At 72.5% G+C, this 16,532-nt stretch carries 12 protein-coding genes and 1 pseudogene; 1 reads left to right on the top strand and 12 read right to left on the bottom strand.

Annotated elements, in window-relative coordinates:
* Positions 1-4 precede the first annotated feature (4 nt).
* The 6 genes and pseudogenes from EKG83_RS01570 to EKG83_RS01545 all read right to left on the bottom strand — a co-directional run bounded on the left by EKG83_RS01570 (position 5) and on the right by EKG83_RS01545 (position 10,317).
* Positions 5-2,017 (bottom strand): bifunctional MFS transporter/dTMP kinase, encoded by a 2,013-nt coding sequence (locus EKG83_RS01570; protein WP_033432375.1) that lies wholly within the window; start codon positions 2,015-2,017, stop codon positions 5-7.
* Between the two features lie 84 nt (positions 2,018-2,101).
* Complete coding sequence (locus EKG83_RS01565; protein ID WP_051766237.1) at positions 2,102-2,446, bottom strand: hypothetical protein; 345 nt, start codon at positions 2,444-2,446, stop codon at positions 2,102-2,104.
* Between the two features lie 24 nt (positions 2,447-2,470).
* Complete coding sequence (topA, locus tag EKG83_RS01560; protein ID WP_037330521.1) at positions 2,471-5,215, bottom strand: type I DNA topoisomerase; 2,745 nt, start codon at positions 5,213-5,215, stop codon at positions 2,471-2,473.
* Positions 5,216-6,469: 1,254 nt separating this feature from the next.
* The gene (locus tag EKG83_RS01555) at positions 6,470-6,898 is read right to left on the bottom strand and encodes a hypothetical protein (protein ID WP_153277835.1); all 429 of its coding nucleotides are present in this window, start codon (positions 6,896-6,898) and stop codon (positions 6,470-6,472) included.
* 317 nt (positions 6,899-7,215) lie between these two features.
* The gene (locus EKG83_RS01550) at positions 7,216-7,809 is read right to left on the bottom strand and encodes a hypothetical protein (RefSeq protein ID WP_051766486.1); all 594 of its coding nucleotides are present in this window, start codon (positions 7,807-7,809) and stop codon (positions 7,216-7,218) included.
* 205 nt (positions 7,810-8,014) lie between these two features.
* Positions 8,015-10,317: pseudogene (locus EKG83_RS01545) on the bottom strand (sodium-translocating pyrophosphatase).
* A gap of 273 nt (positions 10,318-10,590) precedes the next feature.
* Between EKG83_RS01545 and EKG83_RS01540 the strand changes: the two are divergent.
* Positions 10,591-12,969: a DEAD/DEAH box helicase gene (locus EKG83_RS01540; RefSeq protein WP_033433492.1), complete on the top strand. Its 2,379-nt coding sequence runs from the start codon at positions 10,591-10,593 to the stop codon at positions 12,967-12,969.
* Here EKG83_RS01540 and EKG83_RS01535 read toward each other — a convergent pair.
* The 6 genes from EKG83_RS01535 to EKG83_RS01510 form a co-directional block, all read right to left on the bottom strand.
* The gene (locus tag EKG83_RS01535; RefSeq protein ID WP_033433491.1) at positions 12,939-13,529 is read right to left on the bottom strand and encodes a bifunctional DNA primase/polymerase; all 591 of its coding nucleotides are present in this window, start codon (positions 13,527-13,529) and stop codon (positions 12,939-12,941) included. The two genes, EKG83_RS01540 and EKG83_RS01535, sit on opposite strands and share 31 nt — an antisense overlap.
* 268 nt (positions 13,530-13,797) lie before the next feature.
* A complete protein-coding gene (locus EKG83_RS01530) occupies positions 13,798-14,151 on the bottom strand; it encodes an Rv3654c family TadE-like protein (protein ID WP_033433490.1) in 354 nt (117 codons plus the stop codon).
* A gap of 339 nt (positions 14,152-14,490) precedes the next feature.
* On the bottom strand, positions 14,491-14,775 hold the full coding sequence (locus tag EKG83_RS01525) for a TadE family type IV pilus minor pilin (RefSeq protein ID WP_282916594.1): 285 nt from the start codon (positions 14,773-14,775) through the stop codon (positions 14,491-14,493).
* 101 nt (positions 14,776-14,876) lie between these two features.
* Positions 14,877-15,032 (bottom strand): DUF4244 domain-containing protein, encoded by a 156-nt coding sequence (locus tag EKG83_RS01520; RefSeq protein WP_228122473.1) that lies wholly within the window; start codon positions 15,030-15,032, stop codon positions 14,877-14,879.
* 81 nt (positions 15,033-15,113) lie between these two features.
* Positions 15,114-15,665, bottom strand: a complete 552-nt coding sequence (locus tag EKG83_RS01515) for a type II secretion system F family protein (protein WP_033433489.1) — start codon at positions 15,663-15,665, stop codon at positions 15,114-15,116.
* Positions 15,662-16,456 carry a type II secretion system F family protein gene (locus EKG83_RS01510; protein ID WP_228122472.1) on the bottom strand — a complete coding sequence of 265 codons (795 nt, stop codon included), beginning with the start codon at positions 16,454-16,456 and terminating at the stop codon, positions 15,662-15,664. Before EKG83_RS01510 ends, EKG83_RS01515 begins: the two co-directional genes overlap by 4 nt.
* Between the last annotated feature and the right edge of the window lie 76 nt (positions 16,457-16,532).

The raw sequence follows: 16,532 nt of genomic DNA, 5'->3' as shown, positions 1-16,532 counted from the left end.
GCGCTCAGGACGTCTCGGCCACCGGCCGCGCCGTCCGCCCGGCGCGCTGCGACAGCAGCGGCAGCACCGCCAGCTCCACCCGGACCGCGACCTCGTCCTCGGTGCCGTCCGCGTCGACCACCACGTACCGCTCGGGGTCGGCGGCGGCCATCTCGGTCAGCAGCTCCCGCACCCGCCACCCGAGCGCGCCGCGCGGGCCCGCCTGGGACGGCGTGCGGTCCAGCAGCACGGTCACGTCCGGCCGCAGCCGCCCGGTGGCCCAGTCGACCAGGCCCTCGATCTCCCGCGGCTCGACGCTGCCCGCCGCGCCGAAGTGCGCCAGCGGGCTGTCGACGTACCGCTCCATGACGACCACGGCGCCGTTGTCCAACGCGGGCCGCACCTCGCGCTCCACCACGTCGGCCCGCACCGCGGCGGCCACCAGGGCGTGCGCCCGCACGCCGGCCAGGTCGGCGGTCGACAGCAGGTTGCGCAGCCGCTGCTCGTCCAGGTCCGGGTCCGAGGCCAGCAGCACCTCGCGGCCGGTCCGGCGCAGCACCTCGGCCAGCCGCCGGGCCTGCGCGGCGGTGTCCTGCCGGGTGTCGCCCTCGACCGCGATCAGCACGCCGACCTTGCGCCTCGCCCGCCCGCGCAGCGCCGCGACCAGGTCGGACAGGATCGGCTCGGCCCGCCGGTCGTCCATCTGCCGGTAGGCGGCCAGGCCGAGCAGCGCGGCGAGCAGGCCCGCGCCCAGCAGCACCGGCCGGGTGCCGTCGACCTGCATCGGGTGGCCGAACACGGTCACCGTCCGCTGCTGCACCAGCGACACCAGCAGCGGCGTGGCCGCCGAGGTGATGGCCAGCACGACCTTCAGCAGCGACTGCAGCAGCGCCACGGTCCGGCCGCGCATCGCGTCCTCGACCTGCGCGCCGACGATGTTCAGGCCGGTCAGGAAGGCCACGCCCGCCGCACCGCCGACGAACGCCACCGCGACCAGCGCCACCCACAGGTGCGGCGCGAACGCCACCACCACCAGGCTCAGGCCGGCGACCACGATGGTCAGGCCGAACAGCCGGTCGTAGGGCAGGGTGCGGGCCAGCCGGGGCGCGGAGGCCATGCCGGACGCGAGCCCCGCGAACACGGCCACGAACAGCAGGGCGAACGCCGAGTCACCGCCCAGCAGCGACAGCGAGTACAGCTTGGCGGTGCCGATGACGGCGCCCGCCGCGGCGAACGCGCCGACCATGCCGGTGACCAGGCCGCGCACCAGCGGGGTGCGCCCCGCGTACCGCAGGCCGTCGCGCATCATCGCGAGGAAGCCCGGCGCCTCGCCGTCCCGGCGCTTGCGCCGGTTGACCGCCGCGATCCGCCCGGACAGCTCCGGGATGCGGGTGGCCACCAGCAGGGCCGCGGTCACGTACAGCGCGCCGTTGACCATGACCGCGATGGTCGCGATGCGGAACTCCAGGTCGGAGTTCTGCACGTTCAGGTAGCCGGGGATGCCCGCGATCAGCGCGTACAGGCCCGCGGCGGAGATCACCGACACGCCGTAGGTCATCACCAGGCCGAGCTGGTTGGCCGTCTCCACCTGGTCGGGCCGGCGCATCAGGTTCGGCACCGCGGAGTCCTTGGACGGGATCCACAGCATCGCGCAGCAGCCGACGAGGAAGTTCGCGATGAACAGCCACCAGGCCGTGCCGACCAGGGCGATCGAGATGAACAGGCCGCCGCGCAGCAGGTCGCAGACGACCATGACCTTGCGGCGGTCGAACCGGTCGGCCAGCACCCCGCCCAGCGGGGCGAACAGGATGCCCGGGAGCAGCTGCGTCAGCACCACCAGGCTGAGCGAGAAGCTCTGCCACTGGTAGCTGTCCTGCATCTTCGTGACGAGGCTGGTCAACGCCAGCAGTGACAGCCAGTCGCCGACGCTGCACAGGTAGGTGACGCCCCAAAGCCTGCGAAACGGCCGGATCGCCAGTACGCTGCGAATCCGGTGGCTGGTCGAAGCCCCTGTGCCGCCGTCCTGGATCGTGCTCACCCCCGCCGTTGTCGCAGGCCACCAGGGTAGCTGGGGCGATTCGGCCGGATGACCACATCCGCCGTTCGGGTGACCAAAGAGAAATCATCTCAGCAGGTCGACCACCGCCACGATGATCTCACGAAGCACGTTGAACAGCAGCGCACCCACCGCGAGCAGCGCCAACAGGCACCCGACCAGGCCGGCGCGGCCCGTCCGGGCGGGTGGGGGCGCGGCGGGCCGCACCGGCGCGGCCTGCCGCCGGGCCGGTCGCCGCCGCACCGGCTCGAAGACCGCCGCGGGCACCCGCGCCACCACCGCCGGTGCCGGCACCACCACCGGCACCGCGGCCTCCGGGGGCGCGTCGCCGGCCGGCAGCCCGGCCAGCGGGTCCGCGAAGAACCGCGGTGGTGGCGGGGCCTGCGTCCCGTCCGGCCCGAACTCGTCCACGCGCCACCACCACCCGCACCGAGGCTAGCCCTTGGACTTGGCCGGTGCCTTCTTCCGAGCGGGTGCCTTCCTGGCCGCCGGCGCCTTCTTCTTGGTGGCCGGCCCCTTGGCCCGCTTCTCCGCCAGCAGCTCGGCCGCCCGCTCGTCGGTCAGGCCCTCCACGCTGTCGGTCTTGCGCAGCGACGCGTTGGTCTCGCCGTCGGTCACGTAGGGCCCGAACCGGCCCTCCTTGACCACCATCGGCTTGCCCGAGACCGGGTCGGCGCCCATCTCCTTCAGCGGCGGCGCGGCGGCCGCCCGTCCCCGCTTCTTCGGCTCCGAGTAGATCTTCAGCGCCTCGTCCAGGGTGACCGTGAAGAGCTGGTCCTCGCTGGTCAGCGACCGCGAGTCGGTGCCCTTCTTCAGGTAGGGCCCGTACCGGCCGTTCTGCGCGGTGATCTCGGCGCCCGTCTCCGGGTCCTTGCCCACCACCCGCGGCAGCGACAGCAGCCGGAGCGCGTCGTCCAGCGTCACCGTGTCCAGCGCCATCGACTTGAACAGCGACCCGGTCCTGGGCTTCGGCGCCTTCTTGCCGTCCGGCGGCTCCGGCAGCACCTCGGTCACGTAGGGGCCGAACCGGCCCTCCTTGGCCACGATCTCGTGCCCGGTGACCGGGTCGACGCCCAGCGAGCGCCCCTCCTGCGGGGTCGCGAACAGCTTCTCCGCGATCTCCGGGCTCAGCTCGTCCGGCGGCAGGTCGTCGGGCAGGTTGGCCCGCTGCGACGCCCCGTCGACCTCCCGCTCCAGGTACGGCCCGTACCGGCCGACCCGCACGTAGACCGTGCGGCCCTCGTCGTCGCTGAACAGCGGGATCGAGTTGACCTCGCGGGCGTCGATCTCCTCGACGCTCGACCCGACCAGCTTCTTCAGCCCGCCGGACCGCCCGACCGACGACTCCGGCCCGACGTTCCCGCCGAAGTAGAAGCCGGACAGCCAGGTGGTCCGCTCCTGCCGGCCGGCCGCGATGCCGTCCAGCTCGTCCTCCAGGGCGGCGGTGAAGTCGTAGTCGACCAGCCGCCCGAAGTGCTGCTCCAGCAGCCCGACCACGGCGAACGCCACCCACGAGGGGACGAGGGCCGAGCCCTTCTTCCACACGTAGCCGCGGTCCTGGACGGTGCTGATGATCGAGGCGTACGTCGACGGCCGCCCGATCCCCAGCTCCTCCATCGTCTTGATCAGCGAAGCCTCGGTGAACCGCGGCGGCGGCGAGGTCGAGTGCCCGTCCGCCGACAGCTCCGCGGCCGAGACGACCTGGTCCTTGACCAGCTGGGGCAGCCGCGACTCGGCGTCGTCGGACTCGCCGCCCGCCTCGGCGTCCACCGTCTCGACGTATGCCTTGAGGAAGCCCGCGAACGTGATGGTCCGACCGGAGGAGGCGAACGTGACCTCCTCGCCGCCCGCCGTGCGCCCGGTGATCCGCACCGACGTGGTGTTGCCCCGCGCGTCGGCCATCTGCGAGGCGATCGTCCGCTGCCAGATCAGCTCGTAGAGCTTGAACTCGTCCGCGTCCAGCTCGCGCGCCACCTGGCCCGGCGTGCGGAACACCTCGCCCGCCGGCCGGATCGCCTCGTGGGCCTCCTGCGCGTTCTTGACCTTGCGGTTGTACTGCCGGGGCGCGTTCGCCACGTACTGCGACCCGTACAGCTCGGTCGCCTGGGCCCGCGCCGCCGCGATCGCGGTCTCCGACAGCGTCGTGCTGTCGGTGCGCATGTAGGTGATGTAGCCGTTCTCGTACAGCTTCTGGGCGGTCCGCATGGTCCGGTCGGCGGAGAACCGCAGCTTGCGCCCCGCCTCCTGCTGCAACGTCGAGGTCATGAACGGCGCGTACGGCTTGCGCGTGTACGGCTTCTCCTCGACCGAGGAGACCGCCATCGACACGTCGACCAGGCCCTCGGCGATCGCCCGCGCCTGCGCCTCGTCCAGCACCCTGACCTCGGTGCTCGCCTTCAGCCGCCCGTCCGACCCGAAGTCGCGCCCGGAGGCGAGCCGCACCCCGTCGACGGCCACCAGCCGCGACCCGAAGGTCCGCGGCGAGGCGTCCGCACCGGCGTCCATGACCGCGGACACGTCCCAGTAGCTCGCGGTGACGAACTTCATCCGCTCGCGCTCCCGCTCGACCACGATCCGGGTCGCCACGGACTGCACGCGGCCCGCCGAGAGCTTCGGCATGACCTTCTTCCACAGCACGGGGCTGACCTCGTAGCCGTAGAGGCGGTCCAGGATGCGGCGGGTCTCCTGCGCGTCGACCAGGTCCTGGTCCAGGTCGCGCGGGTTGGCGGCGGCGGCCAGGATGGCGGGCTCGGTGATCTCGTGGAACACCATCCGGCGGACCGGGACCTTGGGCTTGAGGGTGTCCAGCAGGTGCCAGGCGATGGCCTCGCCCTCACGGTCGCCGTCCGTCGCCAGGTACAGCTCGTCGACGTCCTTGAGCAGCTCCTTCAGCTCCGCGACGGTCGCCTTCTTGTCCGGCGTGACCACGTAGAGCGGTTCGAACGCGTTGTCGACGTCCACGCCCAACCGGGCCCAGGGCGTCCCCTTGTACTTCGCGGGCACGTCGGCCGCACCCCGGGGGAGGTCCCGGATGTGCCCCTTGGACGACTCCACGACGAAGTCCCGTCCGAGGTAGGACGCGATCTTGCGCGCCTTCGCGGGCGACTCGACGATCACCAACCGCCGGTTACCGCTCGCAGCTCCCCCGTTTGTCTTCTTCGCCCGTGTCGATCCAGCCACGCCGTCCCGCTCTCTTCGAACACTGTGTCCCAACCCGCCAGTGTGCACTGTCCTTTGTCACCGCTGGGCAGCCCTGGTCGAGACAGGGTGACACAACTGTGCCCGATCTTCCGCCAGGAGGACGCGCTACGCGGCCGGCCAGGTGCGGTCGGCAACCCCCCGCGGAGCCCGTCCGACCAGCTCCGCGAGCCTTTCCAACCTCCTGCGGCCGACCACGCGAAGTGCGGGCCCGTCAGCCCGCCCGGCCAGGAGCGTCGAGGGCAACCCCGACGAGGCGAGAGCCTTCCGCAGGGGTTCGTGCGTCCCCGGCGCGTCGGCGTCGAGCCCCAGGAAGTACCCGGACTCCACCCACCTCCCGGCGGCAAGCGCCCACAACCGGAGCACCCCACCATCCAGGGTGAAATCGGGCGGAACGACCTTTTGCCCGCCATCGAGCCACTGCCCCGCCAACCCGGTCAAATCGGTCCGAAAAGCGGTGAGGACCTGTAAGCACCCCTCGTCACCAGCCTCGACCCGAGCCTCAACCCCCCGCTCCCCCATGGCCACGACCAGCGCCCGCCCCCGAACGACCGAGTCGACCGCGACCGAAACCCGAGCAGCCCTCCCCCGGGCGAACCCGAGCGCCTGCCCGGGCCCGCACAGCAGGCCCGCCAGGTCACCGACGCAAGGCTGCCGAGCCTCGGCCGAGAAGAAGGACAGTTGCCCCACGGCCAACCAGCGTAGAACACACGTTCGACCACGACCAGTGCCCAAACGATTGAACCACCAACACCACCACCCCCACCAACCACACCACCGCCACCCCGACGCCCAACCAGACGAAACAGAATGCCCGACCGGACGACTCACAGTGTCCGACTGGAGGACACGCGGTGTCCGAGTGGAGGACACGCCGGTGCTGAACGTAGAACTCGGGGGCCCGGAACGTTCGACACGACGGGCCTGAACGTTCGACTCGCGCGGCTTGAACGCATGACACGCCCGGACCCAACGCATGACACGCCGGTGCCCAACGCATGACACGCCCGGACCACGTTGGGACGGAAGCGGCCAGCGGGCCCCGATTTGACATGGGTTCGAGTGCCATAGGCTGGTCGGAGCCGGCAGGCTCGGCGGGACGCTTTTCCCCGCCGTGCCTGCCGGCTGCGGCCTGCCTCCGGCGCTCGTAAGGGCCCCATGTCAAATCGAGGCCCCACGCAACCCCACCGGTCAACCAAAGACCACCTGACCACCCGACCAGGCAGCCCGTCGAGGTCAGCCGCCCAGCGACCCGCCCAGCGACTTCAGCTTCTCCGACATCGCCACGCACTGGGGCGCCTTCTTGAACGCCTCCCCCAGCACCGGGTCGTCCTGCAACTTCTTGATCTGCTCCTGCAGCTTCGAGGGATCAGCCTGATCCCCACCCAACTGCTCCAACTTCGTCGCGAACTCCGGATCGGCCGGGTCCAACGTGGCCAACTGCGAGCTGACGTCGTTCAACGCAGCCCCGGAGTCCGTGAAGAACTTCACCAACTCGTCGTGCAACGCCTGAGCATCAGCCGAAGGAGCCCCCATGTCCTCCAACTTCGCCCCGGCGTCGGTCAACGCCTTCCCGGCCGGCCCGCTGTAGTCGAGCAACGCCTGCTTCTGCAGCGCCGGGTCCTCGGCCCCACCCTCGAACATCACCTTGAGCAGGTTCATCACGCCCTCGACCGTGGGCCCGATCCCCTCGCAGAACACCCCGGCCCACTCCACCGGGTCGGCGTCGGCAGCCGCGGACGTGGTCGTAGTCGTGGTCGTGGCGGCAGAAGACGACCCACCAGCCGAAGCCCCGGAAGACCCGGACCCACTACACGCCGCAGTCACCAGCACAGCCGCCAACGCACCGGCAAGCACCACACGGTGCTTCAAAAAAGTCTTCACATTACCCCCCAGAAGGGTGAATTCGGACGGCGCAACTTACTACGCCCGGCTACCCCACCACACAGGGACCCAACACCCACCAACACACCCACACCCACCTACGACGTAGGCGCAACACTCCCGGAAGCAGGCCCCGCACTCTCCACCGGCGTCAACGTCCGCAACGACTGACAAGCCTCCGCCTTCTCAGCCGCCCCGGCCAACTCCGGCGAAGCCTCCAACTGCTTCAAGGGCTGCACGAACTCGTCCAACCGCGTGATCGCCTCACCAGCCGCCTGCAACCCGCCCACCGGGTCGTTCGCATCAGCCGCCTCCAACGCCGCCTTGGCATCGCTGAAGTTCTTGGCGATCCCCCCGAACGTGTCGGCCATCCCCGCCACCTGCTCATCCCCACCGGCAACGGGCGAAGGCCCGACCTCCCGCAACTTCGCCGCCGTCTGGTTGAAAGCCTCGGCCATCTGCCCCATGTACACAGCCATGTCGGCCTTCAACTTCACCGGATCGTCGGCGTCCAACCGAGGAGGCGTCTTCGGCGTGGTCACGAACGCCGACGCCGCCGTGCACACCTTGTCCATGTAAACCACCGCCGGATCCGCGGCGGGAGCAGCGGAAGAAGACGTCGAAGTGGATCCCCCTCCGGCCCCACACCCGGCCACGACCACCACCGCGGCCACCAGCGCAACAAGCCTCATCAGGAGCTCCCACCTCTCAGCCGACCACCCCCCTCACCCCCAGTCTGCCGCACCAACCCGAAAGAGGCGGGGCGCCCACCAGGGACGCCCCGCCCAAAACCACCCTGACCAGCCACTCCCCGCAGAAGCGACCAGCCACCTCAACAGGAGCGACCAGCCACCCCAACAGGAGCGGCCGGCCACCCCAACAGGAGCGACCAGCCCCTCACGCGGAAGTGGTGGCCTCCGCGGGCGCGTCGGCGATGGCCGTACCCCGCCGCTTCGACACCACGACAGCCGCCACGATGACCACCACGGCCACCGCCGCGATCGCGTACCGCACCCCGGCCGAAGCACTGGCCCCCACCGAGTACGTCACGATCGCCGGCGCGATCAGCACCGACACCAGGTTCATCACCTTGATCAGCGGGTTGATCGCCGGCCCGGCGGTGTCCTTGAACGGGTCGCCCACGGTGTCACCGATGACGGTGGCCGCGTGCGCGTCCGACCCCTTGCCGCCGTGGTTCCCGTCCTCGACCAGCTTCTTGGCGTTGTCCCAGGCACCACCGGAGTTCGCCAGGAACACCGCCATCAGCGTGCCGGTCGCGATGGCCCCGGCCAGGTACCCGGCCAGCGGCCCGACGCCCAACCCGAACCCGACCGCGATCGGCGCCATGACCGCCAGCAACCCGGGCGTGGCCAGCTCGCGCAGCGAGTCGCGGGTGCAGATGTCCACGACCCGGCCGTACTCGGGCTTCACCGACCCGTCCATGATCCCGGGGTTGTCCCGGAACTGCCGCCGCACCTCGAACACGATCGCACCGGCCGCCCGCGTCACCGCGTTCACCGCGAGCCCGGAGAACATGAACACCACGGCCGCGCCGATGACGACGCCGACCAGCACGTTCGGGTCGGACACCAGGTTGGAGAACGACACCGGCACCTCGGTCAGCCCGACCGACACGTCGGCCAGCGCCTGCGAGATCGCGTCCTTGTACGACCCGAACAGCGCCGTGGCCGCGAGCACCGCCGTCGCGATCGCGATGCCCTTGGTGATGGCCTTGGTGGTGTTGCCCACCGCGTCCAGCTCGGTCAGGATGCGCGCGCCCTCGCCGTCCACGTCGCCGGACATCTCCGCGATGCCCTGCGCGTTGTCCGACACGGGGCCGAAGGTGTCCATCGCCACGATGACGCCCACCGTGGTCAGCAGGCCGCACCCGGCCAGCGCGACGGCGAACAGCGCCACCACCACGGACCCGGACAGCAGGAACGCGCCGTAGACCGCCGCACCGATGACCAGCGCCGTGTAGACGGCGGACTCGAACCCGACCGAGATGCCGGACAGGATGACCGTCGCCGCACCCGTCAGCGACGTGCGGCCCACCTCCCTGACCGGCTTGTGCTCGGTCCCGGTGAAGTAGCCGGTCAGCCACAGGATGACGCCCGCCAGCACGATGCCGATGATCACCGCGATCGCCGCGATCAGCGCGGGGTTGCCGCTGGTGGAGGCCACCGCCTCCGGCACGCCGTCGAGCGAGCCGAACGAGGAGGGCAGGAAGACGAACGCCGCCACCGTGCACAGCACCGCCGAGATGACCGCGGAGATGTAGAACGACCGGTTGATGGCGGTCAGCCCGTTCTCGCCGGTCCGCGCGCTGGTGATGTAGACGCCGATGACCGCGGTCAGCACGCCGATCGCGGGCACGATCAGCGGGAACAGCAGCCCCTGCGCGCCGAACGCGGCCGTGCCCAGGATCAGCGACGCCACGAGCGTCACCGCGTAGGACTCGAACAGGTCGGCCGCCATGCCGGCGCAGTCGCCGACGTTGTCGCCCACGTTGTCCGCGATGGTCGCGGCGTTGCGCGGGCGTCCTCGGGGATGTTCTGCTCGACCTTGCCGACCAGGTCGGCGCCGACGTCGGCGGCCTTGGTGAAGATGCCGCCGCCGACGCGCATGAACATGGCCAGCAGCGCCGCGCCGAAGCCGAAGCCCTCCAGCACCTTGGGCGCCTGACCGGCGTAGACCAGCACGACCAGCGCCGCGCCGAACAGGCCGAGGCCGACGGTGAACATGCCGACGACGCCACCGGTGCGGAACGCGACGCGCATGGCCTTCTCGCGGCCGCCCGCCTCGTTGGCCGCGGCGGCCACGCGCACGTTGGCGCGGGTCGACAGCCACATGCCGAGGTAGCCGATGATCGCCGAGAACACCGCGCCGACCACGAAGAACAGCGACCTGCCGATGCGCTCCCCGAGGTCTTCGGCCGGGAGCGCGAACAGCAGCACGAACACCACGACCACGAAGATGCCGAGGGTCCGGAACTGCCGGTTGAGGTAGGCCGCCGCGCCCTCCTGGACCGCCTTGGCGATGTCCTGCATCCTGGAGGTGCCCTGGCCCGCGGCCAGCACCTCCCGGAGCAGCACGTACCCGACGGCCAGGGCGGCCAGCGCGACCACGGCGACCACGGCGACGAGGCCGCGATCACCTCCGGAGAGCTCCAAGCCCTCCGCGAGGAATTGCCGGGACATCCGTCCTCCTGGTGAGTTTTTCTGGCCCAATGCGGCACACCCCGCTATGTGAGGCGGGTCACTCACGCGACTGTCAGCCCCGACACAACGTGATGCATCCCTCATTGGATGCGATAGCGGCGGAGTCTATTCATAGCGCGCAACAGGGCAACGCCGCGCGTCGATCCGTACACACACCGTTATCCACGCAGGAAGCGTCCGCGACGTCCGCGGACCACCCGCGGACATCCGCGGACCGCCCGCGACGCCGCCGCGGTGTGCGAAGCTGCGACCGTGGCGAACCAGGGACGTCGTTTGCTGGACCGGGTCCTCGCCGGTGTGCCGACCGGTGAATCGCCCCTCACGCACGCCGAGGAGCTGCCCCCGCGCCCCGCCCGTCCCGTGCCGTGGCCCTCGTGGGTGCCGGGAGAGGTGACGTCGGCGCTGGTGGCGAGGGGCGTGGTCGAACCGTGGCGGCACCAGGTCGAGGTGGCCGAGCACGCCCGGTCCGGCCGGCACGTGGTGGTGGCGACGGGCACCGCGTCGGGCAAGTCCCTGGCCTACCAATTGCCGGTGCTGAGCGCGTTGGCGGCCGACCCGAAGGCGACGGCCCTGTACCTCTCGCCGACCAAAGCGCTCGGTGCGGACCAGTTGCGGTCGGTGGACTCCTTCGGGTTGCCGGGGGTGCGCGCCGCGTCGTTCGACGGCGACACGCCAATCGCGGAACGCGATTGGGTGAGGGCGCACGCGAACTGGGTCTTCAGCAACCCCGACATGCTGCACCGCGGCGTGTTGCCGAACCACGCCCGCTGGATCAGGTTCCTGCGCCGCCTGTCGTACGTCGTGGTCGACGAATGCCACACCTACCGGGGGGTTTTCGGTTCGCACGTGGCCCTGCTGCTGCGCCGGCTGCGCCGGGTGGCCGCCCGCTACGGCGCGAACCCGACCTTCGTGCTGGCGTCGGCGACCGTCGCCGACCCGGCGGGGTCGGCCCGGGCGCTGCTCGGCCTGGACGTCACCGCCGTCACCGAGGACGGCTCGCCGCGCGCCGGCCGCACGGTCGCGCTCTGGGAACCGCCCCTGCTCGACGACCTGGAGGGGGAGAACGGCGCCCCGGTGCGCCGGTCGGCGGGCGCGGAGACCGCGCGCATCCTCGCCGACCTGGTGGTGGAGGGCGCGCGGTCGCTGGCGTTCGTCCGCTCCCGGGTCGGGGCCGAGCTGACCGCGATCGGCGCCCGGCGGCTGCTGGCGGAGGTCGACCCGGAGCTGGCCGGGCGGGTCGCCGCCTACCGCGGCGGGTACCTGCCGGAGGAGCGGCGGGCGCTGGAGCGGGCCGTGTCGTCGGGCGAGCTGCTGGGCGTGGCCACCACGAACGCGCTGGAACTGGGCGTGGACATCGTCGGCCTGGACGCCGTGGTGGTGGCGGGGTTCCCGGGCACGCTGGCCTCGTTCTGGCAGCAGGCGGGCCGCGCCGGCCGGACCGGCGACAGCGACGCCCTGGTGGTGTTCGTGGCCCGCGACGACCCGCTGGACACCTACCTGGTGCACAACCCGTCCGCGGTGCTGCACAAGCCGGTCGAGGCGACGGTGCTGGACCCCACCAACCCGTACGTCCTCGCGCCGCACCTCGCCTGCGCCGCGGCCGAGCTGCCGCTGACCCCCGACTCGCTGGCGGACCTCGGCGGCGACGCGGCGCTGGCGGTGGTGGAGGACATGGCGGCCCGGCGCGTCCTGCGCAGGCGCCCCAACGGCTGGTACTGGACGTCGCACGAACGGCCGCACGCCGAGGTCGACATCCGCGGCTCCGGCGGCGAGCAGGTCGTGGTGGTGGAGGCCGACTCGGGCCGGATGCTCGGCACGGTGGACCCGGGTTCGGCGCACTGGACGGTGCACCCCGGCGCGGTCTACCTGCACCAGGGCGAGTCGTACGTGGTGGACCAGCTCGACCTGGAGAGCGGGATCGCGCTGGTGCACGCCGAGCGGCCGGACTGGTCGACCACCGCGCGGGACACCAAGGACATCTCGGTGGTCCGGGTGCTGGAGGAGCGCCGGTTCCCGGGTGTCACGGTGTGCCTGGGCGAGGTCGAGGTGACCTCGCAGGTGGTCGGCTACCTGCGGAAGCTGCCGTCCGGCCAGGTGGTCGACTCGGTGCCGCTGGACCTGCCGCCGCACACGCTGGTGACGCGGGCGGTCTGGTACACCGTGTCGGCGGAGTTGCTGGGCAGTGCGCCGGGGGGCGCCGGTCTGGCTCCGGCGCGCGTCCCCGGCGCACTGCACGCCGCCGAACACGCGGCGATCGGCCTGCTACCTCTGTTCGCGACCTGCGACCGCTGGGACATCGGTGGTGTCTCGACCGCCCTGCACCAGGACACCGGGGAGGCGACGGTGTTCGTGCACGACGGTCATCCGGGCGGTGCCGGGTTCGCCGACCGCGGGTTCAACGCGGTCGTCCCGTGGTTGGTCGCTACTAGGGAGGCCATCGCTGCTTGCGCGTGTCCGGCCGGGTGCCCGTCCTGCGTCCAGTCGCCGAAGTGCGGGAACGGCAACGATCCGCTGGACAAGGCGGGCGGGGTGGCCGTGCTGGACGTCGTGCTGGGAGTGGTCGGGGTAACCCCCTCCGACGCCCAACCCGGCCACGTCGATCACGACCGGTCGGCGGCGACCAGGTCGTAGCTCGGTGCGCTGAGCAGCGCGTCCCGCACGACGCTCACGTGCGGCAGCTGCCAGGCGCAGATCTGGGGCTTGACCCGCCAGTGCACGACGCCGTGCTGGGCCGGGCTCGGCGGCAGCGGCACGTACTCGCCCTCGGCGCGGTGGCGGACGCCCGGGTCGGCGACGAGCCCGCCGCCGGAGGCGACGAGGAACGTCCAGCGCCCGTCCGGCGTGGCCACGATGGGGACGGGGATGCCGGTGGCGCGCAGCGCGACCGCCGCCCGGCGCCCCAGCTCGGCGTCGACCTCGATGGCGTCCACGCCGTGGCCGGTGGCGAGCAGGATGCTGTAGGACCGGCCGGCCCACCAGGTGGCGACCTGGTCCGCGCGGGTGCCCACGCGCTCCCGCCAGTCGCGGTGGACGGGAACGGGACCGCTGTCCTCGACACCGTCGCGCCCGGCCCACCGGTCGCCCGCCGGATAGGTGCCCGGCAGCACCGGCCACCCGTGCCACGCGAGGTTGACCGCCTCCGCGCGCAGCTCGATGCGGAAGGCCCCGCGCCAGCTATCCGACCACTCCATCGTCCGTTCGCCTCCTGTTGCCCCGCGCCGCGACACCGTGTCCGGTGTTCTTCGACACCGCGTCGGTGCCGCCACTTGAACTAACGACATCAGCGGGGGTTCTGGTAACAGCCAGTCGACAACTGGTCGATTCGGCACGGCGAGCGAACCGGCCGTGAGGACCGGCAGAACGGCGCGGAGGTGGCCCGCCGGCGGCGAGGCCGCGAATCTGCGGACTGCTAGGCCCGCTCACCGCCGACGAACGACCGCTCGTCGCGCGGGAGCGGGTTCACCCTTCGGTCGGACCTGCCCGCGCCCGAGCGCTCGGCGCGCCGAACAGCGAGGGCCCGCCCTCCACCTCGACGACCACCTCCCACCCCGCCACGTCGCACCGGACCAGCCGACCGCCCATCCGCCCGACGACCACCCCCGCCTTCGCGCACCCGACCGCAACCCCGTCGACCAGGTGGGCGGCGGCGGCCAACGCCCCGAGATCAGCGGCCGCGGCCAACCGGTGCCGGACGACCACCTCCTCCCCGAACCGCACCCCGACCGCGGCGAGCCCGAACCACACGCCCGCCACGGCGACCGCGAAGACCGACGCGGCCCCGCGATCGTCGCCCAGCGACCACTTCCGCTCCATGAGCGCGCTCCCACCCAGCTGTCGGTCCTGACAGCTCTGTTCCGCCCCGCCGGCCCGGCCCGCGCGGCCAACCCAACCCGCCAACCAGCCCACCCGTGCGCTCAGCCCATCCGTGCGCTCAGCCCTCCCAACCGCTCCACCCCGCCCCGCCCCAGCCGCACCCGCCCAACCCGCCCCGGCGCGCAGCCACGTCCGGGCAGCCGCCCGCCGGGCAGCCGCGTGCCGGGCACCCCGCCCGGCACGCAGCCGCGCTCAGGCCAACCCGTCCACCGCGCAGCCCAACCTCACCCAGCCCAACCTCACCCAACCCAACCGCACCAGCCGCGCCGCGCCCTCCCCTCACTCGACCTCCGGCTCCACGACCGCGTAGGCCCTGGCGCTCAGTTCCATCCCGAAGCGGACCGCGGTGACCTCCACCCAGGCCCCGTCCCCCTCCTGCCGAACCGCCACCCGTGCCCCCGTCGGAGCGATCACCTCCACCACAGCCCCAACCCGCCGCTCCTCCCCGCGCGCAACGAGCCGCGCGGCCTCACGAGCCGCGTCGGTGCAACGGAGCTGCGCGATCACCGCCAGCACGGCTGTGATCCCGACCGCCAGCACGAACACCAACCCGCACACCGCGATCGCCGCCTCGACGGTCGCCGTGCCCCGGTCCCCGCCGAACCCCCTCCTCCGCGACGAGGTCCGGATCGGGCCGACTTCCGGGGGTGACGCGCGGCCGGTGTTCACAGGTTCACCGTGAAGGCCCGCCGCACCATTCCCTGGACCTCGGCGAGGATCCAGTCACTGGACATCACCGCGAACAGCACCATCGCCAGCCCGGCCGCGGCGAGCAGGACGATGGCGTACTCCACTGTCGACGTCCCACTGTCGTCCAACACCTCGCTCCTCCATCCACTGAGCACATCCACTGAGCACATCCACTGAGCACACTCACCAAATCGATCCATTGTGGACGGATGTCACCCCTTTCCCACGCGGTTGAGCAACCCCAGCACCACGGGCAGCACGCCCAGGCACAGGAAGGCCGGCAGGAAGCACAGCGCCAGCGGTCCCGCCACGAGCACCGCCGCCCGCTGCGCACGGGCCTCGGCGCGGTCGGCCACCTCCGCCCTCACCTCCGCCGCGAGGTCCGCCGCGGCGCCCGCCAGCGCCGCGCCGGAGCGGGCCGTGCGGCGGGCGGCCCGGGCCAGCGGCGCGGTGTCGGGGTGGGTCAGGGCCCCGGACCAGGCGGTCACCGGGTCCGCGCCCAGGGCGAGGAGGTCACCGACCTCGCGCAGGCGTTCGGCCGGTCCCGGTGGCACCCCCGACCGCACCGCGTGCACCGCCCTGGCCACGGGGAGCCCCGCGCGGAGGGCGGCCGCGAGCAGGTCCCAGGTCGCCGCGGCCGCCAACGGGTCCGGTGGGGCCGGCTTGGGTTTTCGGGTGCGGACGGTGGGCGGCCTGAGCCTCGCCGCGGCCTTCCGCGGTGGCGGGAAGACCAGCAGCGCCAGGGCGAGCAGGAGCGGCGTCATGCGATCACCTGCCTGGTCAGCCGACCGCTCCAGCGCAGGCCGGCGCAGACGAGGAGCGCGCCGACCACCAGGAGCACCTGGCCCGGCGCGGTGCCGGTCAGCACGGCGAGCGGGTCCGCGCCGGCCAGTTCGCCGAGGAGGGCGCCGAGGACCGGGAGACCGGCCAGGACGGCGGCGCTGGCACGTGGCCCCGCCATGCGCGCCCGGACCTGCCGGGCGAACGCGGTGCGCCGGTCCAGGTCCCGGCGCACCGCCTCCAGCACCTCGGCCGGCGGCACGCCGTGGTCGGCGGCCAACCGCCACGCCCGCCCCAGGTGACGGGCGTCCGGGAAGCCCGCCAGCGCCGACTCGACGTCGCCACCCCGCGCCGACGCGGCGGCGATGGCCCGCAGGACGTCGGTCGCCGGTGGTTCCGCGTCCTCGGCGGCCCCGGCGGCGGCCTTGGCCGGGTGGGCGCCCGTGCGCAGTTCCGCGACGAAGGCGTGCAGGCCCGCGGCGAGCGCTGTCGCCGCCGCGAGTTCCGCGCGCCGTCGTACCGCCTCGCGGTAGGCGTGCCAGGCGGTGGCCGCCAGCAGCGCGCCCGCGATCGCACCGCCAACCCCGGCGGGCACCCCGACGACGGCCCCCACCACCACGGCGGCCGGTTGGCCCGGGACGCGCAGCCGCCGGCGGCGCACCGGTCGCGCGCGAAGTCGCGCCAAACGGCGGCGGGCAACCGGGAACGGGTGGAGCAGGACCGCCGCGGACAGGAGCAGGAGGCTCGCGGCGGACAGGAGGTCTGCGGCAGTCAAGGGATTCATGGCCACGGGATTCATGGCGCACCTGCCGGTAGGTGCGATGCTCCCGCCGGAAACCCGTCGACCGGGA

Source organism: Saccharothrix syringae, assembly GCF_009498035.1.
Taxonomy (GTDB): Bacteria; Actinomycetota; Actinomycetes; order Mycobacteriales; family Pseudonocardiaceae; genus Actinosynnema; species Actinosynnema syringae.
Note: the sequence above shows the minus strand (reverse complement) of the source record. Positions and strands in the feature narration are given on the sequence as shown.